We start from the raw sequence: 24,672 nt of genomic DNA on the forward strand, positions 1-24,672 counted from the left end.
ATTAGATAAATGCTTAAAAAGCAAGGGCGGCAAAGTAATGAGTGAGCTAAAAGACAATAGTTTAGATATAGAATTGCCGGTTAAAAAAATCCGGCTCACCTATCGAAGCAATTTAGGGATTATACTTGTTTTAACTTTTTGGACTTTGTTTTTTTGTCTAATTTTAATTGGACCTGTTATTATAGGTTCCTATTATCCAATTAAGCGTTTATGGAATGATTGGGTTGTTTCAAAAAATTATGAATTTATTCCAAATGCTTATGCAGGTTTTGGCTGTAACGAATATGAGAGTATGTTAGATTATGTTAATTGTGGTGTTATATTCAATGTTGGTAACCCGTATAAAGAAGAAAAATTAAGAGATGGTTTTGAAGATTATCCCTATAGTTGGCAAGTTTTTTTAACGCCAAAGAATTTGTCTATGGAAGGCAAATCTCCAATGGTTAGGAGTGTTGATGATCCAAGTAGAACCAGTTTTTTATTTGGTATTGAAACAGTAAAAATACGTTTTTTAAGTCTGTTGATAACAAAAGCGTTTCAATTTACATTTATAGCCGTATGGTTTTATGGGCTTTATATATGGTGGAAAATTTACTATTGGCGGCGATTTCCCAATAATGTTCAGCTTAAAGCTGTCAAAATTGCTTCGATTTATGTGGCTGAAGGTAAGGGAAAAGTTTACCACTTTTTTGGCTTAAGCCCATCTATTGCTGCTAGCGGTATAAGATATTTGCCTTCATCGGTTACCATTGTTATGCCAAATCCTATGCGGCATGCCTTGGCTGCAACCCAATTGCGTAACGGGTTGGAGCCTATATTTTTAGATAAAGAACAAACCATTGGTGTTGCCATCGAAGCGCAGCAAGCTGGTAGCGGCTATCTGCTGGATTATAATTTGACTTATCTTGTTTTATCAAAAAAGGACAAGGAAAAGCTCATTACCAATATTAAAGCCTATCAAGCATGGCTTGCTCAACATCCTGAAAAATTGCAACAATTAAGTGAGGCAATCGACGCAAAGCCAAAAAATAGATAAATGCTTAAAAAGCAAGGGCGGCAAAGTAATGAGTGAGCTAAAAGACAATATTTTGGATATTGAACTACCGGTAAAAAAAATACGGCTTACCTATCTGAGTAATTTGGGGCTTATACTGGTTTTAACTTTTTGGACTTTGCTTTTTTCTCTTTTTTTTATAGGGCCTGTTTTGATAGGTAGTTATTATCCAATAAAGCGTTTATGGAATGATTGGGTTATTTCAAACACTTATGAAGTCATTCCAAATAGAGATGCCCAATATAGCTGTTATGAACATAAGAAGTCGTTAAATTATTATAATTGTGAAGTAACATTCAATGTCAATAATCGTTTTGAAAAAGAAGAATTAAATTTTAGAGTTGAACAGTATCCTTATAGTTGGCACAGTTTTTTAACGCCCGATGACTTAGTATTAAATGGCTTGTCACCTATGGTGCGCAGTGTGGATGATCCAAGCAGAACCAGTTTTTTATTTGGTATTGAAACAATAAAAATACGGCTTTTAAATTTAATATTTACAAAATTGTTCCAGCTTACATTTGTAGCGGTTTGTTTTTATGGGCTTTATGTATGGTGGGACATTTATTAATGGCGACGCTTTCCTAATAATGTGCAGCTTAAAGCTGTAAAAATTGCTTCTATTTATGTGGCTAAGGGTAAAGGGAAAGTTTACTATTTTTTTGGTTTAAGCCCTTCTATTGCCGAAATGAGCTTTCAATACGTGCCTTCATCGGTTACGATTGTTATGCCAAACCCTATGCGGCATGCCTTGGCAGCAACGCAATTGCGTAACGGGTTAGAGCCTATATTTTTAGATAAAGAACAAACCATTGGTGTTGCCATTGAAGCGCAGCAAGCTGGTAGCGGCTATCTGCTGGATTATAATTTAACCTATCTTGTTTTATCAAAAAAAGACAAGGAAAAGCTCATTGCCAATATTAAAACCTATCAAGCATGGATTGCACAGCACCCTGAAAAATTGCAACAATTAAGTGAGGCAATCGACGCAAAGCCAAAAACTAGATAAAGATCTATAGTAATTAGGGTGACAGTTGCAATGAGTGAAATACAAGATAATACTGTTGATATAGAGTTACCTAAAAAGAGAATTAGGTTAAAATACGGAACGAATTGGATCATTATATTAGTATTGTCTTTTTGGACGCTTTTTACTGCGTTAGGTATTTATTTTATTTTTGGTAATTCTTATGGTCCTGTTAAACGCTTATGGAATGATTGGCGTGTTTCACAAAATTATGAAATAATTCCGGATAGCTATGCTAGATATCAATGTTGGAATGATGTCGGTGATGTTGGAAAAATAATAAATTGTGGGGTGACATTTAATTTAGGTCAGCGCAATGAACAAAAATTAAATTCTCGCAGAGAACATAAGCCTTATAGTTGGTTTCGATTTTTAACTCCTGATAATATTAATCTATCTGGTACCTCACCAATGATAAGAAGTGTTAATGATCCCAGTAAAATAAGTTTCTTTTTTGGTGTTGAAATATTAAAGATACGTTTTTTAACGTTACTTGGTCAAATAGCATTTCCAAGCATAATATTTTCTGTTTTCCTTTGGGGGCTATATATTTGGTGGCGGGTTTTGTATTGGCGCAGTGTGCCTAATGATGTCCGATTAAAAGTCGTTAAAATTGTTGGATATCACGATAGATGGCTTGGTAGAGTTTACTCATATTATGGTTTGACAAAAGCTGAAGTGCTTGAGGCTTTAAAAATAAACCCGACACCTAACACTTGGGTTTTTACAAAGCCACTACGCACGCAGTTATCGAATAATCCGATAAGAAAAAGTCAAAAACCCATTTTTTTAAGTAAAGAACAAAAATTTGGGTTAGCTATTGAAGCCAAGCAAGCAGGTGGTGGGTTTTTTCTTGACCATAATTTAACGCGGCTTGCTTTATCCAAACAGGATAAAGCAAAATTACAGGCCAACATTAAAACCTATCAGACGTGGATTGCCCAGAACCCAGAAGCATTGCAAAAATTTGATGCTTATATTGAAAATATGCCTGAAACTGAGCAGGATAAAATCTATAACCCACCTAAACAATAAGTGACTTTAAGTCATTTTATATATTGGGGCAATAAATAGTTAGAATATAAAAGCGACAAACTGATGAGTGACCTACAAGATAATAGTTTAGATATAGAGCTACCGGTTAAAGAAATTCGTTTAAAATATCCTGGTACTTGGTTTTTTACCGGCATAGCAATATTTTGGACTGTTTTTTTTGGTGGCGGTTTTTTATTTACTATTGTCTTTGCCAGTTATCTTCCTCTCAAGCATATTTGGACAGATTGGGTCATTTCTCAAAATTATGAGCTAGTTCCGGAATTACAGGCTGATTATGGATGTAGGCAAAGTAATTATCATCTTATTAAATGTGGTTTTAGCTTTGAAAAAGATGGAATTTTAGTAGAGAAGTATAAAGGTAAATTTGATTTCTACCCATTTACTTTATATGATTTTCTAACTCCTGATAATTTTGCCCTACAGGGCAAATCTGCTGTTGTAAGAAGTGTCAATGACCCTAATAAAATTACGATTCAAGTTGGTATTGATACGTTAAAAACACGTTTAGTTGCTTTTCTGGCCATTTATATATTTATGGGTAGTATGGTGTTACTTGGCTTGTGGGGGGCAAGTGTCTGGTGTCGGTTTTGTTACCATCGGCTTACGCGAAATAAGGTACATATTTGTGCGGTCAAAATTGATAGGGTTGATAAACGTTGGGGCGGTACATTTTATTACCTTTATGGTTTAAAGCGAGATGGTTACAGCGATGTTTTGATAATTGTACCCAACTCTTTAGCTCTGGCTTTAACATATAAAGCACGAAATGCTGGGCCTTTTACTCTCATAAAAAGGCGCCAAGAGCCTATTTTTTTGGATGAAGAACACACAATTGGTGTTGCCATTCAACCGCAGGGTAATGGCGGCGGCCTTTTATTAGATTATAATTTAACACAGCTTGCTTTATCAAAGGAAAATAAAAATAAGCTGCTTAATAATATAAAAGCCTATCAGCAATGGATTGTACAGCACCCTGAAAAATTGCGACAAATAAGCGATTTCATAGATCAGGAACCAGAGACAAAAATCCAAAAAGTATTTAATCCACCTAAAGAGTAATAAGTATTAATATATTTTGTGCAGCATATATATTTTGGGTTATTAAGTAACTGTATTTTGAAAAGCGACAAACTGATGAGTGAGCTACAAGATAATAGTTTAGATATAGAGCTACCGGTGAAAGAAATTCGTTTAAAATATCTTGGGACTTGGTTTTTTACCGGCATAGCAATATTTTGGACTGTATTTTTTGGTGGCGTTTTTTTATTTACTATTGTCTTTGCCAGTTATCTTCCTCTCAAGCATATTTGGACAGATTGGGTAATTTCACAAAATTATGAGGTCGTTCCGGAATTACAGGCCAATTATAGATGTTGGGAGGGTAATTATCATCTTATTGAATGTGGTTTTAGCTTTGAAAAAGATGGAATTTTAGTAGAGAAGAGTAAAGGTAAATTTGATTTCTACCCATTTACTTTATATGATTTTCTAATTCCTGATGATTTTGCTCTACGCGGAAAATCTGCTGTTGTAAGAAGTGTCAATGATCCTAATAAAATTACGATTCAAGTTGGCATTGATACATTAAAAACACGTTTAGTTGCTTTTCTGGCCATTTATATATTTATGGGTAGCATGGCGTTACTTGGCTTGTGGGGGGCAAGTGTCTGGTGTCGGTTTTGTTATCATCGGCTTACGCGAAATAAGGTACATATTTGTGCGGTCAAAATTGATAGACGTGTTAAACATTGGCGTGGCACATTTTATTACCTTTATGGTTTAAAGCGCGATGGTTTCAGTGATGTATTGAAAATCGTCCCCAATTCTTTAGATTTGGCTTTAACATCGAGAGCACGAAATGCTGGGCCTTTTACTCTCATAAAAAGGCGCCAAGAGCCTATTTTTTGGATGAAGAACACACAATTGGTGTTGCCATTCAACCGCAGGGTAATGGCGGCGGCCTTTTATTAGATTATAATTTAACACAGCTTGCTTTATCAAAAGACAATAAAAATAAGCTGCTTAATAATATTAAAACCTATCAAGCATGGATTGCACAGCACCCTGAAAAATTGCAACAAATAAGCGATTTCATAGATCAGGAACCAGAGACAAAAATCCAAAAAATATTTAATCCGCCGAAAAATTAGGACTTCGTGTTTTTTGTAGATGATCAAATTTATAAGATAACAATTTTGAGATGAAATATTACTTGCCAATCGTCAATAAGTTATATCTTACGCTGCTGATAGGCATTCTCATCGTAATTAAATGGTAGCACCTTGTGATTGTACTTTGTTGATAATTTAGAAAAATGAGCAGGAATGAGTATTGGTTTGATTATAACTTAATTGATTTTAGGTTTAGCATGAAATACATATTATTATAGAGTAATTATAAATAAAATTTGAGTAAACATATACAATCCAATTGCATATATTAAAATATTTTATATAAATATCTTTTTTATAAATTGGAAACCTATCCCATGCAAAACCGTGATTTGGAAGAAAATGACTTTACGCTACAAGAAATTATAGCTTTAAAGAATATTGCACGCCAAGCAAATGAAGTGCGTCCTATTCGGCACGGGCGTGTTATTGTTCCAATTATAGCTATATTTTCAGGTCTTATTTTTCTAGCCATTTCAATTGGAATATTTATAATTATGTTTTATATAGATGAACCTCTTGAGGATAACGCTAAATATGGCTTTGCTGGCATTTCTATATTTCTTTTTCTTATAAGTATCGTTGTTTTATTTAAAGGTTTTAGAAATATGTTGGGTAAGGGCAAGGCGGTTATTACCTTAACCCCTGAAGGTTTTATTTTGCCAAGGGGCAATAAATTTATTCCTTGGAATTTACTCGTAAACCTTAATATGACAACCTTTAGTTTCATGTCACACATTATAGAATTTAAGATTGCAAAAACACTTGAAGATAAACAACGTTTTTTGGAGAAAAAACCAAAAATAACAGGAACTTTATTTGATAAATCAATCTATAGAGTTGCCGTAACCGCTTTGGGTTTTGAAGGCTTATCATCGGGTAAAATGATGCGTTTAATGGAAACCTATATAGAAGCTGATGCCGCCCGAAAACAATTAGATGCGCTAAATATTATCTATAACTAATAATGTTCATATCTTTTGAACTATAAAATAAGAGCGCTTCTTTGGTCGTATTAAACCAAGGGCGCTCAAATATTTATATTATCAGAAATAATTTCGATTTATTGATAAAAATGTTTTAAGCTTCACTGCGCAGAGCTTCAATTTCATCTTTGATTAAGAGTTTTTTGCGCTTTAAATCAGCGACCACAAGGTCATCAACGGATGGAGCATTACTAGCTGTCTTAATTTCAGCCTCTAAAGCATCATGTTTTTTTTCTAATGCTTCAAGATGTGCAGATATGGTCATTATAGTACCTCCATTTTGTTGAACTCTTTAAATACTATGTTGCAATAAATAATTATTGCTTACCTTTTAGATTTATGGATTTTTAAATTTTGATCAAGGGGGATGTGCATTAAAATTTATTTATTTATCTTTTTTTTCAAATATTGCCTTGATTGCTAAAAGCATGTTTTGATTGCCTGTAAAATTGTGCTAACATGCGCGCGAAAACATGGTGACCGGTTATTGCGAAAAATGCTTATTGGCTATCATTTAATTGAAATTTAAGTAATGCCACCTTTAACAGTCGCTTTTAAAAAGCAGGAAAAAAATGGCCTCTGAACAAGAACAAGTTGAAGTGAAGCTCGCTGTTGCCCGTTTAAAACAAGATCATGCTGATTTTGATGCTGCAATAAATGCGATGAGCGCACAAGGTTGCGATCCGCTGCAAATTCAACGTATAAAAAAGAAAAAATTGGCAATTAAGGATCAATTGCAAAAACTGGAAGACCAGATCATTCCTGATATTATTGCATGATGCAGTTAAATAGATTGCAACCCAACTTTAAACTTCTTGCTTATTCCATCCCTAACAACGCATAAAGAGGAAATTGTCGATGTCAGAGGTCAATGCAGATATTGCCATTATCATGGGTAGCCAATCAGATTGGGAAACAATGCGCCACGCAGCCGATACGCTTGACGCGCTTGATATTTCCTATGAGGCTCGCATTGTATCCGCCCATCGCACACCAGATCGTCTGGTTTCCTTTGCCAAGGGCGCAAAGGGGGCGGGCTTTAAAGCGGTTATTGCTGGTGCTGGCGGTGCTGCGCATTTGCCCGGCATGACAGCAGCAATGACCCCCTTACCGGTTTTTGGTGTGCCAGTGCAGTCAAAAGCATTGTCAGGACAAGATTCGCTTTTATCGATCGTGCAAATGCCTGCTGGCATTCCAGTTGGTACACTTGCTATTGGTAAGGCTGGCGCTGTAAATGCCGCACTTTTATGTGCTGCTATGCTGGCAGTTTATGATGAGGATCTTGCTAACCGTCTTGATGTTTGGCGCGCTAGCCAAACCGCTAGCGTTGCTGAATTTCCGGTAGATGAGGTGTGAGGATGAAAAAACTACAACTCGGCGACACTATTGGTATTATTGGCGGTGGACAACTTGGGCGCATGTTAGCAATGGCGGCAGCACGGCTTGGTTTCAAAACCATTATTCTTGATCCACAAAGCGATTGCCCTGCAGCGCAATGTGCCAATGATGTGATTATTAGCTCCTTTGATGATGAAGTTGCATTAAGTCATCTTGGCGAATTATGCGATATCATTACTTATGAATTTGAAAATGTTCCGGTGGCAGCCATTGATAAATTGGCGCAAAATCATACCATTGCACCGCACCCAGCTGCGCTTGAAATTGCTCAAGATCGGTTTTTGGAAAAAAAATATCTCAATGAATGTGCAATCACTACTGCACCTTGGCGCCCTGTCGATGATCTTTCTTCACTTTTGGCGGCAATTGCTGCTTGCGGGGGAAAGGGCATTTTAAAAACCCGCCGTTTTGGTTATGACGGCAAAGGGCAAGTGCGGATCTCCAGTGAAGATGAAAAAGAAGCCGAGAGCGCTTTGGCAGATATTGGCAATCAACCGGCCATTTTTGAAGGTTTTGTTGATTTTAGCCGCGAGATTTCAGTCGTTGCGGCGCGTTCACAAGATGGCAAGGTTGCATTTTTCGACATTCCTGAAAATCGTCATAGCGATGGCATTTTGCGCCGTTCTACTATTCCGGCAGCCATTTCTGATGACACAGCCAATCAAGCCCGCCAATATGTTGAGACTTTGCTCCATGCACTAAATTATGTTGGCGTTATAGCGGTTGAGTTTTTTGTGTTGGCGGATGGTAGTTTGATTGCCAATGAATTTGCACCGCGTGTTCATAATTCTGGCCACTGGACCGAGGCTGCCTGCGTTATATCGCAGTTTGAGCAACATATCCGCGCCATTGCTGGCTTGCCGTTAGGCGACCCAAAACGTCACAGCGATTGTGTGATGGAAAACCTTATTGGCAATGATGTAGAGCGTCTTCCACAATTATTGAGTGAGGCGGATGTTTTAATTCACCTTTATGGTAAAAGCGAAGTTCGTGAAGGGCGTAAAATGGGGCATTTTACGCGGCTTGTTTCTTGATATTTGAAACGAGCTTGACCAAATTTCCAAAGCCAATGTCTTAAGTCATTAGGCGGCTCTCTTGATTGCTAAATCATTGAAATGATTCTTAACAGCAACCAACGAGGGTTAAAACGGTATGAGCAAATTTGTATTATCGGCAAAAATGCTGTTTATTAAAGCAAATGCCTCGTAAAAACAAAATCTTTACGGGGAAAGGCTTGACAAATAGGCACTTTACAGTTTATCAGACAGCAGATTTTAAGAGTCCCCTATTGGGGCTTTTGTGTTATGCCCGGCGACGGGTTGCAAAAAACGGTGATTGATATGAAGATTAAGAATTCGCTTAAAGCGCTTATGGCCCGTCACCGCGACAACCGTATGGTTCGCCGCAAGGGTCGTATTTACATCATTAATAAAACTGCACCACGCTTTAAAGCCCGTCAGGGTTAATTGTGTGGCTGGTCAATATCATTTAGATATTGGTTAGACCAGCAAGCATTTTAATTATCATGGCCTGCTCTTTGAGTGGGCCATTTTAGTTTTAATGGGACAGAATTAGCCTTATTATCAATTGCTTTTTGGCTTTTAATAAAATGCTTATTGCCACATTATATTTATTGTAAATAGCATGATGAGCATGAATAAAAGGCCTAATAGGCTTATTTTTTTGCCATGCCCTACCTATATATTATTGCATAATTTTATTTTGCATCGGTTGTTTTATGAAACACAGCACTACAGAAATGCCTTTTTGGCAATATAAAACTCTCAACCAAATGACCAAGGCCGAATGGGAATCGCTTTGTGATGGTTGCGGGCGATGTTGCATGCATAAGCTTGAAGATGAAGACAGCGGTGATATTTATAATAGCAGCGTTGGCTGCAAGCTATTAAATGGCGAAACCTGCCTTTGCAATAATTATCCAAGCCGAAAATCCATTGTACCTGATTGTATCCAGCTAACCCAAGAAATTATTGAAACGGTAAAATGGCTGCCTGATAATTGCGCCTATCGCTTGATTAGCGATGGTAAGGATCTTGAATGGTGGCATCATCTTGTTTCGGGTAGCCGTGAAACCATTCACGAAGCTGGCATTTCAGTGCGCGGTAAAGTGCTTGTTCATGAAGATGAATTGCATGATCCTGAAGACTATTTACAATATGTGACGGAAATTATTTATAAAAATCTTTCATAGATTCTATTATTCTAATCTTAGTTTTTGACAATTGGGAATAATCAAGCAGGAATAAGAATGAGCTTTTCACCCTTTCATAAAATAGAAGCTGATCGCTCGAAGGCCATGCTTTTATTAGGCGATCATGCAAGACGTGATCTACCCGATGAATATGGCGCACTTGGTCTGCCAAAATCAGAATTTGACCGTCACATTGCTTATGATATTGGTGTGGAGCCACTTTTAAAAGTTTTGCAGAAAAAACTTGGCGTTCCAGCTTTAATGAGCGGTTTTTCGCGACTCTTGATTGACCCCAATCGCGGTGAGGATGATCCAACCCTTATCATGCAATTATCAGATGGTACGACCATTGCTGGCAATTATCCGTTAAGCGAAGAAGAGCGACAAAAGCGCATTAATCAATTTTATCGCCCTTATCATGACGCTATTGTCTATGAATTATCCACCATTGCCACTGAAAGCCAAACAGCGCCATTTATTGTGTCGCTTCATTCCTTTACCCCCAATTGGCGCGGTCAAAGTCGTCCATGGCATATTGGCTTATTATGGGATAAGGATGGGCGTGCAGCCTTGCCGCTTCTTGATATGCTGCGTCAGGAAGGTGATCTCGTTGTTGGTGATAATGAACCTTATGATGGTGCATTAATTAATGATACGCTTTATAAAAATGGCACAAAAAATGGCTATGCCCATATTTTGATTGAGATTCGTCAAGACCTCATCGTTGATGAAGCAGGCGTTGACGCTTGGGCGGAGCGATTAGCACCAATGCTTATTGATTTAAATAGTCGCAAAGAAATGCACGAAGTCCAGCATTTTGGTACGCGTGCCTATTAAATAAACTAGGTTAGATTTTTCAAAAATGTGCATAAGCCTTAATATGACAGTTTTTAGCGTTTAAAATTTTACAAATGCCAGCATTTTGGCTAATAGGAAACCAAATTTGAGCATTATCAAAGCGGCTACAATCGACCATGCTTTAACAATGCTGCCAATAGTCAGCTTCTGATAAAAGCTTTGATGAGGCAATGAAAATTTGCTGTGTATTTAATCGACATAGCTTTGATTGATTAACTTTATAAAAAGTTTCCTGTGCTTTTTTAGCGCAAGATTATTATGTTGAAATTCACCAATGTGGAGAGTCTCGTGAGTGATATTTTAGATGAAACACAAGCGGTAGCTGTTGGTCAGCTTCGTTCCTTTATCGAGCGTATTGAACGCCTTGAAGAAGAAAAGAAAACCATCAGCGATGATATCAAAGATGTTTATGCCGAATGTAAAGGTTCTGGTTTTGATACCAAGGCAGTGCGGGCAATTATTCGTTTGCGCAAAAAGGAAGAAAATGAGCGTCAGGAAGAAGAAGCAATGCTTCAGCTTTATAAAGATGCTTTAGGCATGCCATAGGATCTATGCCATTTAATATTTTTCAAAAAAGCCCATTGATTACAATTATAATCAAATTGCAATCAATGGGCTTTTTATTTGGCTTTTTAAAAAAATAACGGTGCTTATTAACGCTCTAATGCAAACCACCAACGCCAAGCAAGGTTTCAATAATGGTGGGATCTTGCTTCAAATCTTGCGGTGTGCCTTTAAAAGCAATTTGGCCGCGCTCTAAAATCAGTAAATGATCGGCAAATTCTAATGCTGGTTCAATCCTTTGCTCAACCAGTAAAATGCTCATATCATTGCTTTGCGCCATTTTTTTAAATGCCGTCATTAATTCATCGCAAATAACCGGTGCTAAGCCTTCAAGCGGTTCATCCAGCAATAATAGTTTTGGTTTGCCCAAAATAGTTCTTGCGGTTGATAGCATTTGTTGTTCGCCGCCCGATAATTGCCCACCCATATTATTACGCCGTTCTTTCAATCTTGGGAAAAGCGCATAGGCTTCTTCGATTGCGGTTTTTGGCCGTTGTTTAAGACCAGTAATCAAATTTTCCTCAACGGTTAGCGTTGGAAAAATATCTCGAGTTTGCGGCACAAGTCCAAGTCCAGCCAAAGCACGCTCACTTGGGCTAAATTTGCTAATATCTCTGTTCCCTAATTTTATTGTGCCACTATAATGGCGAGTAAATCCAGCAAGGCTTGCAAAAAGCGTTGTCTTACCAACACCATTGCGACCAAGAATGGCAAGGCGCGAGCCGCTGGCCACTTCAAAGCTCATATCTTCAATGATACGGGTTTGACCATAGCCACTATTCAGCCCATTAACGGTTAAAGATAAGGCGGTCATTGTGCATAACTCCCCAAATAAGCGGCTCGCACATGGCTATCTTGAATAACACCTTGCGGCGATCCATCAAAAATAACGCTGCCTGCTGCCAAAACAATAACGCGGCTTGCAAAGCGAAAAACAAGATCCATATCATGCTCGATCATTAAAACCGCAAGATCATCGGGCAGGCTTGCAAGCGCATCTTCAATTAAACCCGTTTCGCTTTGCGGCACGCCAGCGGCAGGTTCATCCAATAGCAAAACCTTGGGATGCATGGCAAGGATAATGGCAATTTCAAGCAAACGTTGTTGGCCATAGGCAAGAAAAGCAACTTTTTGTAAAGCAAGACTATCAAGGCGTAGCTTGGCAAGAATTGCATAGGTTTCGTCCATTATATGCGACATTTTGCGATAATTACCAAAGATGCGACTGGTTTTGCCTTCATTTTGCATAAGCGCAAGAGCAATATGCTGTTCTGGTGTCATATCTTTAAATAATCGCGTTACCTGAAAGCTCCGCACCAAGCCTTTACGTACTCGAGTAGTAATTTTGGTATTGGTAATATCTTCGCCAGCCAAAATAACCGCACCAGCGCTTGGTTTTAAATGGCCAGTTACCAAATTGACCAAAGTGGTTTTACCTGCACCATTGGGGCCAATAAGGGCAAGGCGGTCACCCTTTTGCATGGACAGTGAGACATTATTGGTAACGGCTAATCCGCCAAAGTTTTTTAAAAGACCAGAAACCTCAAAAATCGCTGTCATGATTTTTTTAACCTCACCAATTTTAATAGTTTTTGCAGGCTTCCATAAAGTCCTTGCGGGGCAAAAAGCACCACAGCAATCAACACTGCGCCAATGATGGTTAGCCAATAAAAGGGATTGGCAGCCGAGACGATATGTTCAAACCATAAAAATGTAACCGCGCCGATAAGTGCCCCATAAAGTGAGCCGGTACCACCAACCACCAACATAACCAAGGATTCTGCCGATAGAGTAAAGCTTAAACTATCAAGACCAACCACTTGCGTTGAAATAGCATTTAAAGCGCCGCCAATGCCAGCAACGCTACCCGCTATAATATACATGCGTAATTGATTGGAGCGGATGGATGCACCCATAGCCTCAACGCGTACAGGATCTTGCTTAATGGCTTGACATAATAACCCAAAGGGCGAGCGCACAATGAAAATAAGTATCAAAACAACGAGGACAAGCAAAAATAAGCCATATAAATACGCCGTTTGCCCCCAAAGATCAAATTCGAAAATACCCAAAAGCGGATCAACACTAATGCCGCCAAGCCCATCACTGCCGCCCGTCCATTGCGATGCTTTATTGGCAATTTCATGAAATAATTGCACCACCGCTATAGAGAGCACAAGTTGTGCAAGCCCATGGGCGCGAAGAATAATTGCACCCGATATTAGTCCGGCACATGCGCCAGCAATAAGGCCAATAAGGGTCATTAAAATGGGATCATGAATACCAAAATGGGCGCTAGCTATGCCAGCTGCATAAGCACCGGTGCCAAATAATGCTGCTTGGCCCAGAGTTGCGATACCGCAATAACCAGTAATAAGATCAAGCGATAAAACCAATAGTGCAATAGATATGATGCGGGTCAATAATGCAAGATTGTCAGGAAAGACATAAAAGCCAATAAACCCTATGCTAAGGATAATAATAAGAGCGGTTGGGGTTGCAAAATTTAAGCGTTTTGGCACTTTGTAATGAGATATCTTAGCCTCGTGCATTATTGGCGCAGTGCTATCTTTTGATTTATTATCGCTCATCTTTTCATCCTTCCAACAAGACCACGCGGAAAACACATGACAATGATAATCACCGCAAGATAGAAGAAAAATTCGCCATATTCAGGTACAACATAGCGGCCAGTTGTATCAATCGCGCCAAGTAAAAGGCATGCAATCAAAGCTCCCGGTATTGATCCAGCACCACCAATAGACACCACCACTAAAAACGTCACCATATAGCGCATGGCATAATAGGGGTTAAGCGGCAATAATTCCGCACCAATAATGCCACCAAAGGCAGCAAGACCAATGGCAAGGGCAAAGCTTAACGTATAAATAGTTTGGGTTTTAATGCCTAAGATTTGTGCCATATTGGCATTGTCCACCGCGGCACGCAGCTTAATGCCAAAACGCGTACGTTCAATTAACAACCACAAACTAAGAGCAATAATCATGCCAGAGGCAATAACAAATAGCCGCTGGGTAGCAATAGCGCGGAAACCAATATCAACCGAACCTTGCAAAAATTCTGGTATGGCAATGGTTTTTAATGTTGGGCCAGCCAGATAATTGGTGATACCGATAATCACAAAGGTGATGCCAATGGTCATTAACACTTGGGTGAGTTCGGGCGCACCATAAATTCTGCGGTATAACAAACGCTCAAGCGGAATAGCAATCAAAATTGTGATAAAGATCGCCAATGCCATTGCCGCAAAATAGTTTAAATGGAGTTCGCTGACCCCATAGGCGGCAAGATAGCCGCCAATCATGGCAAAAGCACCATGGGCAAGATTAACCACACGCATTAAGCCCATAGTGAGTGATAGGCCAATGGAAATGATAAATAAAACCGTTCCATAGGCAAATGCATCAACACCGATGCTTGCTATTGTTTGCAACACATCTTTCCCCTTATGGATTATATGATAAAAGTCGTTTTACACGCACAACAAAATTTAAGAGCAAACTATTTTAGCATGTTTAAGTAAGCGTGCTCTAACTGATGATGAAACCGTTTCTCTACAATTAGAGCGCATTTCGCTTTGATTGGATCAGATCGGCACTCTAACCCATTGTTTACACCGCGTTTTTTATTCGAAAACCGCTTCACACTTTTCAAAAAACTCTCTAATTCTGCTCCAAGCCGGTGTCACCCTGCTTTTCAAAGGTTTCGATTTCTTTGTTGTAAAACTGTCCTGCATCATCCTTGGCAATTTCGCGCAGATAAATATTTTGGGTAATATGGCGAGAATTAGGATCAATTGAAACAGGCCCTCGTGGGCTTATCCATGCCATGCCTTTTACCGCATCAACCGCCTTTTGCGCATCTTTTTTGCCATTGGTCGCTTCAATCATTTTATAAATGACATGCATGCCATCATAGGCACCAACAGCGGTGAAAGATAATTCTTGTCGGTTACCAATTGCTTTTTGTGCACCTTCAACAAAGCGTTTATTTTCTGGTAAATCATGGGAAATTGCATAATGGAAAGTAGTATACATACCAAGTGCACTTGCCCCTAAGGCAGGTAAATCACTTTCTTGCGTTAAATCACCGGGGGCAAAGAGCGCAATATTAGCATTCTTCAAACCATTATCCGCATAGGCTTTCATAAAGCCAAGAGTGGTTGGACCAGCAGGTAAAAAGGCAAAGGCACCATCGGCGCCTGAATCCTTGATGCGTTGCATAATTGGACTAAAATCATTGGTAGCAAGCGGCATGCGCAAAGATGAAACAACCTCGCCACCTGCCTTTTGATAAGCGGTGATAAAGGCTTTTTCTGCATCAATACCGGGACCATAATCACTTACAACTGTAATGATTTTTTTAGTGCCCTTATTCATCACCACTTGGCCAAGCGGTGTTACCACTTGCGGCAAAGTAAAAGATGTGCGCACCACATAAGGACTTTGGGTGGTAATACTTGAGGTTGCGGCATTCATAATAACCATCGGTACATTGCCCTGTTTTAACAAGGGGGTGACAGCCATGGCATCGGGGGTAAAGAAAAAACCGCCAATATATTGGATTTTTTCGCGCACAATTAATTCTTGCGCAAGCGATTTTGATTTGGCTGGATCGGCACTTGGCACATCACGATAGATAATTTCAATTGTATCATCACCGATCTTATTGCCATGCTCAGCAATGTAAGTATCAATACCTGCTTTAAAATTTTTACCTTGCAACGCAAAAGGCCCAGAAAATGGTCCGATAATACCAATCTTAATCGTATCAGCATAAGCCGTGCCCGCCATAAGACTAAGGCCTGCCAGTAATGCAGTAAAATAGCGTTTCATGTTTCCTCCCAATTTTTTTTTATTTTCAGTGATCGATCCTCATTACTTGCCATATTATTTGTTTGAATTTTCTTGTTTGGCTCTCAGAAGCATTTCATTCAATCTAAACTTTGTAAACCTGTATAATTTTCGGCAAAAACCTTTTGTGCCGCTTTTGAAGACACAAGATAATCAAACTCGGTGCGTTGCATTTTTTGGTCAAAGGCACTCGATTCGTGAAAACGATGCATCATCATGGTTGTTGCCCAAGAAAAACGTTCGGCTTTCCAAATGCGTGCCAAAGCTTTTTTTGAATAATCATCAATGCCAGCATTGGATTTTTCAATATAATATTCAGTGAAAGCCTGCCATAAATAGCGTACATCGCTTGCGGCAAGATTTAAGCCCTTAGCTCCGGTTGGAGGTACAATATGACCAGCATCACCGGCAAGAAATAGCCGGTCAAAACGCAAAGGTTCAGCAACAAAAGAACGTAAAGGCGCAATACTTTTTTCAAGGCTTTTGCCACCTTGCAGCCTATCAGCATATTTTTGTGGTATGCGCTGGCGTAATTCATCATAAAAAGCGGCATCAGTCCAATCTTCAACATGATCAGTTAAGGCAACTTGCAAATAATAGCGGCTTCTTGTGAGAGAGCGCTGCGAGCAAAGAGCAAAACCACGCTTGCTATTGCAATAAATCAATTCATCGGCAATTGGTGGCTCATCAACTAATAATCCAAGCCAGCCAAAGGGATAAAGGCGTTCATATTCAACTATTTTTTCTTGCACAGTGCGCCGGCTAATACCGTGAAAACCATCGCAACCGGCAATAAAATCGGCTTCAACTTGATGGGTGACGCCATCCTTTTTAAAACTAATGCGACAATTATCACCTTGATAATTTTCAATGACGACATCATCAGCTTCATAAATGCTTGGCGCACCGCAATTTTTTCGTTCTTTCATTAAATCTTGGGTAACTTCTGTTTGGCCATAAACTATAACCGAGCTATGCACTGTTTTGCTAAAGTCAATGCGGTGAACATCATCATCAAAGGCAAGCTCAACACCAAAATGCACATGGCCCTCCAGCTCCATGCGAATACCTGCGCCAGCTTCATGCAGAAGTTTTCTTGTGCCATCTTCCAAAATGCCGGCCCTGATGCGAGATAGCACATATTGCGGCGACTTGCGCTCAATAATTAAAGTATCAATGCCTTGCTTGTGCAATAATTGCCCAAGCAAAAGACCTGCAGGACCTGCGCCAATAATGGCAACTTGCGTTTTCATTTTTCCTCCCAAATGATATTATGACTTTACTGTATTGATAAACTTTGCTCCATTTAATACCTCCGCTGCTAATAATAGCGCTGCACCGCTTGCTTGGCATATTTGTGGTAGAACCAACCATTCTAATGTCCAAGCTGCGCCAGAGCGTTCATTTTCATGTATCATCGATTGATGAAGCGCCCCCATAAGCCCTGCATTAAAGCGTCCAATAGCCACCAAGGTTTCAGCCGCAATTGGGTTATGCTTATGAGCCATGGCAGACGACGCGCCGCCACCTTGTAAAACGAGTTCTCCCACCTCATTTTGGGCAAGCAAAGCGATATCTTGACCAATTTTACCAAGGGCACCACTGATAAGACTTAAAAAATGACCCGCGTCAATAATCGGTTTACGGTCGCTTTGCCATGAGTGAGGCAAGTTCAACCCTAAATCTTTCGCCATAAAATTAGCAATTTGCGAAACATTGCCATCAAAGCTCATGCCATTGCCAATTGGGCCTGCAAGCTGCAAACGCAGAATTTTTTGCCGATAAAAACCAAAATCGGCGCAAATATCTTGCAATAGCGCCTTCCATTGCTGGATTTTGTCAAAAACCGTAAACGGCAAAGCCACCTGCATGCGGGTATGGGCCATAAGCGGCGTTGCGCCCTGTTGGGTTTGCATATCAGCAAGCAATGCAATTAAGGTTTTAATGCGCTGTTCAAAAATATCCAAAATATTGCTTAGACGCAGCATCAAGCCAGTATCTATAATATCTTGGCTGGTTGCGCCAAGATGCAAAAATTTTTGAAATTGCGGCGCGATATTTTGGCGCAATTGTCGCAATAATTCAGGCACAGCAACGCCGTCTTTTGCCATGGCAGCCGCAAAGCCATTTAAATCTGGGCTAAACGTTTGGCAAGCATCATCAATGACGGCCAAGGCTTCCTTTGTGATAAGCGCATAATGTTCCTGCGCCTTGGCAAGGGCAAATTCCACCTTTACCATTGCAGCAATTTCAGCCTTTTTGGTAAAAAATGCGGCTATTTCTGTATCTTTAACCAGATCATCAACCAGCACTTTGAGGCCCCTTTTTGATATTTTGAATTTTTTCTAATATTTCATTTAAACGCAGATTAGATTTTAAGTAAAATGACTAATTCAATTGATAATATAACCCTGCCGTTATAGTTAAGCGTAAAATTTCATTTTTAAAAGCAAAAAGGGAAAGGTTATAAACCTTTCCCTTAATGACAAAATTTGCAAACAACAAAGTTTAGCGGGCAGTCACTTTAGAAAACTGACCATGAATACGATAACGCCATAAATAGCTAGTTAAAATCGCTTCAATGGCGCGTGGTTTAATGCCTACGCCTTCTAAGGTGCGGCCTTCGGCTATTGCTTCACTTGAAACAATATTATCAAATTTCAACATTTTGATTTGATCTGCCGTTGCAATTTTAGGCATAAGCGGAATTTTTGCAAGCAAGCCAAAAACTCCGCCCATTAATATGCCAAGACTATAGGGGATTGAAAGAAGCAAACGCTTGCGGCGAATAACATGCAGGGCTTCTTGCATGATTTGGCGGAACGTCATGACTTCTGGGCCACCTAATTCATAGGTTTTGCCCGTTTCAATTTGACCATCAATGCTGCGAGCAATCATTTCAGCAACATCACCAACATAGACTGGTTGCATTTTATTCATGCCGCCCCCAAAAATAGGCAAGAACGGCGAAAAACGAGCCATATCAGCAAATTTATTGAAGAAATTATCTTCAGGCCCAAAAATAACCGATGGGCGCAAGATAATTGCATCGCGATGCGCTTCGCGAACGGCTTTCTCGCCCTCATACTTTGTGCGTACATAATCTAATGATTGCGGCGCATTACCTGTTAAAGCTGATAAATGAATGAGTGGAATACCAGCACTTTGAGCAAGTTCGGCTACATTTTTTGCACCAGCAAGTTGAACATTGTCAAAGTTATTTTTGCCAGCATTAAACATAACGCCCGGCAGAAAAATAGCTGCATCAGCATCAATCAAAGCACGAGCAACCGATTCACGAATGCGCACATTGGTTTTAAGCATTTGGGTTTGGCCAACTTCACCAATTTGCAACATATAATAGGCTTGTTCTGGGCGGCGTACTGCAACGCGCACACGATAGCCACGCTTGGTAAGAGCTTCAACCACATGTCGCCCAACAAAACCCGAACCACCAAAAATAGTAATTAATTTAGGGTGTTGGTAAAGATCAGGTCGTAGATCCATCTCGCTCTCCAGCTTTTTTAAGTTACCAGTATTTTATATGCTTATTATGCATTTGATCTAATCTAGCATAAATAAATCAAAATGTCCGCTTTGTTTTGGAATTGGTCTAATGATTTATACCTTTTTTGGATGAACGCAAGTCTCTTCACGCAAACTCTACTGCTAAACGATAATTTTTCGTCAAAAAATGTTTTACCATTAAAATGCACGAAAATTTAGCCGTTTAAATCTAACTTATCCATATGCTCAATAGATAAATGATTCCCTTATTGCTTATGCCCATTTTTATGCAACCAATTTTGTAAATAGTGCGTAATTTTTTCGTCATCGCTTTGGGCAATATTAAAGCGCATGAAATCAGATTTTGTTTGTGATAGTGAAAATACATTGCCGGGGGCAAGGATGATATTTTGCTTTAAAGCATCTTGAGCAAGATCGGCACTATCGAGACCATTGGGCAATTGCGCCCAGATAAATATGCCTGCTTGCGGTTTAATGGCAATTTTAAAGCCCATATTTTCAAAGCGCGGTAATAGTCGCGAAGTAAGACGGGCAAGATTGCCGCGTAAATTATCGCAATGGCGGCGATAACTGCCATCTTTTAATATTTGATAAATGACTTCACCGGCAAAATTAATACCACCCATGGCCGTTGCAATACGCAAATCCGATAATTTGCTCATCCAATCTTTGGGTGCAACAATATAACCACAGCGCATTGATGCTGAAATAGTTTTAGAAAAACTTCCGGTTAATGCGACTTGTTTTAAACCATCAAAGGCTGAAAAACGCGGCGCCGGTTCATATTCAAAATCGGCAAAAACGTCATCTTCAATGACCATCATATGATTGTTTTCAATGATCTTTAAAATGCGATGGGCTTTGAGCGGTGACAAAATCGCTCCAGTTGGATTATGCATAGCAGAATTGGTAATATATAATTTAGGGCTATGATCACTCACCAGTTGGGCAAAAACTGTTTCATCAGGGCCATCGCTTAAATAGGGAACACCAAAAGTTTTTACGCGGTGGGCGCGTAAGGTGGCTAGAAAATTAAAATAGCATGGATCATCGACAAGAACCGTATCACCCGGTTCCAAAAGTAACCGGCACAGCAAATCCAGTGAGCCTGTTGCACAATCAGTTAATAAAATCATGTCGGGCGACGCCTCAATACCATAATCAGTTAAACGGCGAGCAATTTGTGTGCGCAAACCAATATGACCTTGTGCTGGTCCATAATCAGTCATAGCGGTTGATTTGGCGCGAGCAATTTGGCGTAATGGTTTGGCTAGAATTTCTTCGGCTAACCAGTGACTTGGCAGCCAACCGCATCCGGGTTTTAAGAATTCTGTACCACTTTCAAGCGATTGGCGTGATACCCATAGGGGATCAATCATACGATCAAGCTGCGGCCCCATCTGTGCAAGGTCAAGCGGCTCATTATGTCCAGATACGAAAAATCCAGCACCTTTTTTGGCGCGTATAATACCTTCATTACAAAGCCGCTCATAAGCTTCAACCACGGTTGATTTGGAAACGCCCATTTTTTCTGCAAAACCACGGATAGAGGGCAAACGCTCACCTGCCGCTAAATGGCGGGTCGCGATACGCTCTCGGATCTCAGCCGTCACAAATTCAACCCGTGTTATTGGCGCTGTTTTTTGTTTATCAACCATATTTGCCATGACACTCATTCGTCGCTAGCCTTTTCCTGTGGTTCAGTGATCTATCTTTTATAACTGTACTTATATTTTTAACGGTACAGTTTAATTAAATTGTACTGTACTGTATCTAGTGATTTTGCGCAATAGTGATTAAAAACAAAGAAAATAACGCTGATATTTTGTTAAAATGGCACATTTTCATTAGCGAATTGCAAATCATAAAATTTATAAGGGCAAGAAAATGTCTGATGCTTCACTTCATATTACCAATGTTGGCTCAACAGTTACAAAAGCTAAAAAGTCCAATGGTTATTTAAGCGGCTTTTTAGGGGTGGCTATTTTTGCAGGGTCCTTGCCTGCCACTCGCATTGGTGTTTTGGATATGAATCCCTATTTTTTAACCACGGCGCGTGCCACCATTGCCGGTATTTGTGCAATTTTAGTGGTTTATTTGCTTAAAGCTAAATTACCACAAAGAAGTGATGTCTTTAGTCTTATTTTGACCGCTCTTGGCATTGTTGTAGGCTTTCCTTTATTTTCCGCCCTTGCACTCCAATATACAACGTCCGCACATTCTTTAGTTTTTACCGCTCTCATGCCGTTGATGACGGCAATTTTTGCGGTATTGCGCGCAGGCGAGCGGCCCAAGCCAATATTTTGGTTGTTTGCGATTATTGGTAGTTTGTGCATTGTTGCTTACTCATTATTACAAGGCTTTTCAGCCGCGCCGATGGGCGATATTTTTATGATCCTTGCGATAATTTCAGCCGGCCTTGGCTATGCGGAAGGGGCTAAATTGTCTCGCCGCCTTGGTGGCCCCTTGGTTATCTCTTATGCTTTAATTATATCGCTGCCATTAATGATTGTTCTAAGCATTGTATTTCGCCCTAGTGATTTTAGCGCTATTTCAATAAATGGTTGGCTTGCCCTTGCCTATGTTAGCCTATTTTCAATGTTTATCGGCTTTTTCTTTTGGTATAAGGGACTGGCTGAAGGCGGTATTGCTAAAATTGGTCAATTGCAATTATTGCAGCCTTTTATGGGTATGATATTATCAGCAGTTATCTTGCATGAACATGTTGATTTAATGATGGTTGTTGTGTCTGTTGGTGTTATTGGCTGTGTATTTGGCGCACGGCGCTTCGCCTAATCTGTTTAATATTCTTCGACAATTTATAATCAACCAATAAAAAAGCCGGATAGAAACTATCCGGCTTTTTAATTTATTTCAGCTTTATAAAAGCTTATTTTGCAGCTTTTTTATTGCGATTGTCTTTTTTCTCAACAATACGAGCAGCCTTACCAGTTAGGCCGCGCAAGTAGTAAAGCTTCGCACGACGAACTTTACCGCGACGAACAACTTCAACACCTTCAACAAGTGGAGAATAAACTGGGAATACACGTTCAACGCCTTCACCAAAAGAGATTTTGCGAACGGTAAATGTTTCTTGCAAGCCGCCGCCTTTACGAGCGATACAAACGCCTTCATAAGCCTGTACGCGGGTACGTGTACCTTCAGTAATACGTACGAGAACGCGAACTGTGTCACCAGGTTGGAAAGCAGGCAAAACGCGCTTTGCTTCAATCTTTGCACATTGTTCAGCTTCGATCTGAGCAATAATATTTGTCATAATGTAAGACCTTCTTGTTCTTCTCAACAAGCCAGAACGCCCAAACACTTGTTTGATAAATATTTATCTTCAAACTATGCCAATTGGCAGGAGCGGATAATCTCGTTATTGATTTTAAGGATCTAGAAAACAGATTTCTAAAACTTGTGAGTAGCCCTTACACTAGCAAAGGTGATAAATCAAGCTTTACTCGTATTTTTACAATATTTATCCCAAAGGTCAGGTCGCCGCTCTCGGGTAATATTTTCGGCCTGCTGTTGGCGCCAAGCATTGATCGCCTTATGATTGCCAGAGGTTAAAACATCAGGAATGGCAATGCCTTCAAACTCTTGTGGTCTGGTATAATGGGGATGCTCAAGAAGATCGGCTTCAAAGCTTTCAACACTTGCTGATTCCATATTGCCCATAACACCGGGTAAAAGCCTGATAATTGCGTCAAGAATAACCAAAGCTGCGGTTTCACCACCCGATAATATATAATCACCAATTGATATTTCTTGTAAATTTCTCTGATCGATGACCCTTTGGTCAACACCTTCAAAGCGGCCGCAAATAAAGGTTGCGCCATCAAGGGAGGCAATTTCATGCGCCATGGCTTGATTAAATGGCTTGCCGCGTGGGCTCATTAAAAAACGCGGCAAATCGCCAGGGGTCGAATCAATCGCACTTGCTAAAACATCCGCTTTCATTACCATGCCTGCGCCACCGCCTGACGGTGTATCATCAACATTGCGGTGACGACCTGTTGCAAAATCACGAATCTGTATTGGGTTGCACGACCAAATTTCTTGCTGCAATGCTTTGCCGGCTAATGATTGACCAAGAAAGCCCGGAAACATTTCAGGATAAAGCGTTAAAATATGCGCATTAAAGGCCATAACAATTGATCCGCTATTGAAGGTTAGTTTTTAGCAAGTGAGCTATTGGCTAATTTTTGTGCCTCTGCAAGTTCTGCATCGGTAAATTCATCTTCTTTTTCGCTCACCAATCCAGCAAGAACGGGGTCTATAAAGATTTTACCGCCAGCAATATCAATGGTAGGAATCGCTGCTTGAGTAAAAGGAATAAAGACGAGCTTACCGGTTTTATCACTCATTTCAATAAGATCGCCGGCACCAAAATTATATAGGCTTCGCACTTTACCAATTGGCGTATTGTCAAGATCATGGACTGCAAGACCGATGAGATCTTCAAGATAAAATTCATCTTCCTCAAGGTCTGCAGGTAACTGATCGCGCTCAACAAAGATTTCTTTGCCATTAAGACTTTCGGCCTTTTCACGGCTATCAATACCGGCAAGCCTAGCAACCAACATATCTTTTTGCGGGCGCAGGGACAAAATTTTGATATTGTTGCCATTAGCATCATAAAGTGTGCCATAATCACCCAAGGCAAGTGGGTCACTTGTAAAGCTTTTTATACGCACTTCGCCTTTAATGCCATGGGCTGCACCGATTCGGGCTAGTAATACTGGCTTATTGAGCTTTACCATGATTTATCCAAACCTCATTTTGACTCATTGGAGGATGTTTAAAAAAACGTCTTAAAAATAAAATGGCTTTTTTCATGTTTTATGTGGATAAATGACATAAAATATACCACGATTTATTTAAACTTATCACTATAATTATGCCCTGTATTTTACACTGAGCTAATTTTTAAATTTT

At 39.8% G+C, this 24,672-nt stretch carries 28 protein-coding genes; 15 read left to right on the forward strand and 13 right to left on the reverse strand.

Going from position 1 to position 24,672, the window contains the following annotated elements; all coding sequences use genetic code 11:
* The first annotated feature begins 37 nt into the window (after window positions 1-37).
* The 7 genes from H3299_RS00255 to H3299_RS00285 all read left to right on the forward strand — a co-directional run bounded on the left by H3299_RS00255 (window position 38) and on the right by H3299_RS00285 (window position 6,273).
* Entirely contained in the window at window positions 38-1,036 is a 999-nt protein-coding gene (locus tag H3299_RS00255) for a hypothetical protein (RefSeq protein WP_182418364.1), read from the forward strand.
* 28 nt (window positions 1,037-1,064) lie between these two features.
* Window positions 1,065-1,625 (forward strand): hypothetical protein, encoded by a 561-nt coding sequence (locus H3299_RS00260; RefSeq protein WP_182418365.1) that lies wholly within the window; start codon window positions 1,065-1,067, stop codon window positions 1,623-1,625.
* Between the two features lie 21 nt (window positions 1,626-1,646).
* Window positions 1,647-2,063, forward strand: a complete 417-nt coding sequence (locus tag H3299_RS00265) for a hypothetical protein (protein ID WP_182418366.1) — start codon at window positions 1,647-1,649, stop codon at window positions 2,061-2,063.
* A 30-nt stretch (window positions 2,064-2,093) separates the two neighbouring features.
* A complete protein-coding gene (locus H3299_RS00270) occupies window positions 2,094-3,116 on the forward strand; it encodes a hypothetical protein (protein WP_182418367.1) in 1,023 nt (340 codons plus the stop codon).
* Window positions 3,117-3,179: 63 nt separating this feature from the next.
* The gene (locus H3299_RS00275; protein ID WP_182418368.1) at window positions 3,180-4,196 is read left to right on the forward strand and encodes a hypothetical protein; all 1,017 of its coding nucleotides are present in this window, start codon (window positions 3,180-3,182) and stop codon (window positions 4,194-4,196) included.
* A gap of 75 nt (window positions 4,197-4,271) precedes the next feature.
* Complete coding sequence (locus H3299_RS00280; RefSeq protein ID WP_182418369.1) at window positions 4,272-5,108, forward strand: hypothetical protein; 837 nt, start codon at window positions 4,272-4,274, stop codon at window positions 5,106-5,108.
* A gap of 517 nt (window positions 5,109-5,625) precedes the next feature.
* Window positions 5,626-6,273: a hypothetical protein gene (locus H3299_RS00285; protein ID WP_182418370.1), complete on the forward strand. Its 648-nt coding sequence runs from the start codon at window positions 5,626-5,628 to the stop codon at window positions 6,271-6,273.
* A gap of 115 nt (window positions 6,274-6,388) precedes the next feature.
* On the opposite strand, the gene H3299_RS00290 is transcribed toward H3299_RS00285, so the two are convergent.
* Window positions 6,389-6,559, reverse strand: coding sequence for a YdcH family protein (locus H3299_RS00290; RefSeq protein ID WP_371739635.1), 171 nt, complete (start codon window positions 6,557-6,559; stop codon window positions 6,389-6,391).
* Between the two features lie 307 nt (window positions 6,560-6,866).
* Here H3299_RS00290 and H3299_RS00295 point away from each other — a divergent pair, with 307 nt between their 5' ends.
* From H3299_RS00295 to H3299_RS00325, 7 genes are all read left to right on the forward strand, one after another.
* The gene (locus H3299_RS00295) at window positions 6,867-7,073 is read left to right on the forward strand and encodes a YdcH family protein (protein WP_182418371.1); all 207 of its coding nucleotides are present in this window, start codon (window positions 6,867-6,869) and stop codon (window positions 7,071-7,073) included.
* 79 nt (window positions 7,074-7,152) lie between these two features.
* Window positions 7,153-7,650 carry a 5-(carboxyamino)imidazole ribonucleotide mutase gene (gene purE / locus H3299_RS00300; RefSeq protein ID WP_182418372.1) on the forward strand — a complete coding sequence of 166 codons (498 nt, stop codon included), beginning with the start codon at window positions 7,153-7,155 and terminating at the stop codon, window positions 7,648-7,650.
* Between the two features lie 2 nt (window positions 7,651-7,652).
* Window positions 7,653-8,726 carry a 5-(carboxyamino)imidazole ribonucleotide synthase gene (locus H3299_RS00305; protein WP_182418373.1) on the forward strand — a complete coding sequence of 358 codons (1,074 nt, stop codon included), beginning with the start codon at window positions 7,653-7,655 and terminating at the stop codon, window positions 8,724-8,726.
* 306 nt (window positions 8,727-9,032) lie between these two features.
* On the forward strand, window positions 9,033-9,158 hold the full coding sequence (ykgO, locus tag H3299_RS00310) for a type B 50S ribosomal protein L36 (protein ID WP_182419567.1): 126 nt from the start codon (window positions 9,033-9,035) through the stop codon (window positions 9,156-9,158).
* A 272-nt stretch (window positions 9,159-9,430) separates the two neighbouring features.
* Window positions 9,431-9,904, forward strand: coding sequence for a YcgN family cysteine cluster protein (locus H3299_RS00315; protein ID WP_182418374.1), 474 nt, complete (start codon window positions 9,431-9,433; stop codon window positions 9,902-9,904).
* Between the two features lie 57 nt (window positions 9,905-9,961).
* Window positions 9,962-10,741: an N-formylglutamate amidohydrolase gene (locus H3299_RS00320; RefSeq protein ID WP_182418375.1), complete on the forward strand. Its 780-nt coding sequence runs from the start codon at window positions 9,962-9,964 to the stop codon at window positions 10,739-10,741.
* A 279-nt stretch (window positions 10,742-11,020) separates the two neighbouring features.
* Window positions 11,021-11,308, forward strand: a complete 288-nt coding sequence (locus tag H3299_RS00325) for a DUF2312 domain-containing protein (protein WP_182418376.1) — start codon at window positions 11,021-11,023, stop codon at window positions 11,306-11,308.
* A gap of 115 nt (window positions 11,309-11,423) precedes the next feature.
* Here the strand turns inward: H3299_RS00325 and H3299_RS00330 are convergent, their stop codons facing one another.
* The 9 genes from H3299_RS00330 to H3299_RS00370 all read right to left on the reverse strand — a co-directional run bounded on the left by H3299_RS00330 (window position 11,424) and on the right by H3299_RS00370 (window position 21,404).
* On the reverse strand, window positions 11,424-12,140 hold the full coding sequence (locus tag H3299_RS00330) for an ABC transporter ATP-binding protein (RefSeq protein WP_182418377.1): 717 nt from the start codon (window positions 12,138-12,140) through the stop codon (window positions 11,424-11,426).
* Window positions 12,137-12,886, reverse strand: coding sequence for an ABC transporter ATP-binding protein (locus tag H3299_RS00335; protein WP_182418378.1), 750 nt, complete (start codon window positions 12,884-12,886; stop codon window positions 12,137-12,139). Before H3299_RS00335 ends, H3299_RS00330 begins: the two co-directional genes overlap by 4 nt.
* Window positions 12,883-13,878, reverse strand: coding sequence for a branched-chain amino acid ABC transporter permease (locus tag H3299_RS00340; protein WP_182419568.1), 996 nt, complete (start codon window positions 13,876-13,878; stop codon window positions 12,883-12,885). The genes H3299_RS00335 and H3299_RS00340 overlap by 4 nt, the downstream gene beginning before the upstream one ends.
* Window positions 13,879-13,913: 35 nt before the next feature.
* Window positions 13,914-14,780, reverse strand: a complete 867-nt coding sequence (locus tag H3299_RS00345; RefSeq protein ID WP_182419569.1) for a branched-chain amino acid ABC transporter permease — start codon at window positions 14,778-14,780, stop codon at window positions 13,914-13,916.
* 229 nt (window positions 14,781-15,009) lie between these two features.
* Window positions 15,010-16,182, reverse strand: coding sequence for an ABC transporter substrate-binding protein (locus H3299_RS00350; RefSeq protein ID WP_182418379.1), 1,173 nt, complete (start codon window positions 16,180-16,182; stop codon window positions 15,010-15,012).
* 98 nt (window positions 16,183-16,280) lie between these two features.
* Window positions 16,281-17,453 carry a 4-hydroxybenzoate 3-monooxygenase gene (pobA, locus tag H3299_RS00355; protein WP_182418380.1) on the reverse strand — a complete coding sequence of 391 codons (1,173 nt, stop codon included), beginning with the start codon at window positions 17,451-17,453 and terminating at the stop codon, window positions 16,281-16,283.
* An 18-nt stretch (window positions 17,454-17,471) separates the two neighbouring features.
* The gene (locus H3299_RS00360; protein WP_246708098.1) at window positions 17,472-18,512 is read right to left on the reverse strand and encodes a 3-carboxy-cis,cis-muconate cycloisomerase; all 1,041 of its coding nucleotides are present in this window, start codon (window positions 18,510-18,512) and stop codon (window positions 17,472-17,474) included.
* A gap of 196 nt (window positions 18,513-18,708) precedes the next feature.
* A complete protein-coding gene (locus H3299_RS00365; RefSeq protein ID WP_182418381.1) occupies window positions 18,709-19,707 on the reverse strand; it encodes a complex I NDUFA9 subunit family protein in 999 nt (332 codons plus the stop codon).
* Between the two features lie 266 nt (window positions 19,708-19,973).
* Entirely contained in the window at window positions 19,974-21,404 is a 1,431-nt protein-coding gene (locus tag H3299_RS00370; RefSeq protein WP_182418382.1) for a PLP-dependent aminotransferase family protein, read from the reverse strand.
* Between the two features lie 211 nt (window positions 21,405-21,615).
* On the opposite strand from H3299_RS00370, the gene H3299_RS00375 reads away from it, so the two are divergent.
* Complete coding sequence (locus H3299_RS00375; protein WP_182418383.1) at window positions 21,616-22,524, forward strand: DMT family transporter; 909 nt, start codon at window positions 21,616-21,618, stop codon at window positions 22,522-22,524.
* A gap of 94 nt (window positions 22,525-22,618) precedes the next feature.
* On the opposite strand, the gene rplS is transcribed toward H3299_RS00375, so the two are convergent.
* The 3 genes from rplS to rimM form a co-directional block, all read right to left on the reverse strand.
* Window positions 22,619-23,005, reverse strand: a complete 387-nt coding sequence (gene rplS, locus H3299_RS00380; protein ID WP_182418384.1) for a 50S ribosomal protein L19 — start codon at window positions 23,003-23,005, stop codon at window positions 22,619-22,621.
* Between the two features lie 179 nt (window positions 23,006-23,184).
* Window positions 23,185-23,883, reverse strand: a complete 699-nt coding sequence (gene trmD / locus H3299_RS00385) for a tRNA (guanosine(37)-N1)-methyltransferase TrmD (protein ID WP_182418385.1) — start codon at window positions 23,881-23,883, stop codon at window positions 23,185-23,187.
* A gap of 23 nt (window positions 23,884-23,906) precedes the next feature.
* Complete coding sequence (gene rimM / locus H3299_RS00390; protein WP_182418386.1) at window positions 23,907-24,497, reverse strand: ribosome maturation factor RimM; 591 nt, start codon at window positions 24,495-24,497, stop codon at window positions 23,907-23,909.
* Window positions 24,498-24,672 lie beyond the last annotated feature (175 nt).

It is taken from the genome of Bartonella sp. HY038, assembly GCF_014117425.1.
In the GTDB taxonomy this organism is placed as follows: domain Bacteria; phylum Pseudomonadota; class Alphaproteobacteria; order Rhizobiales; family Rhizobiaceae; genus HY038.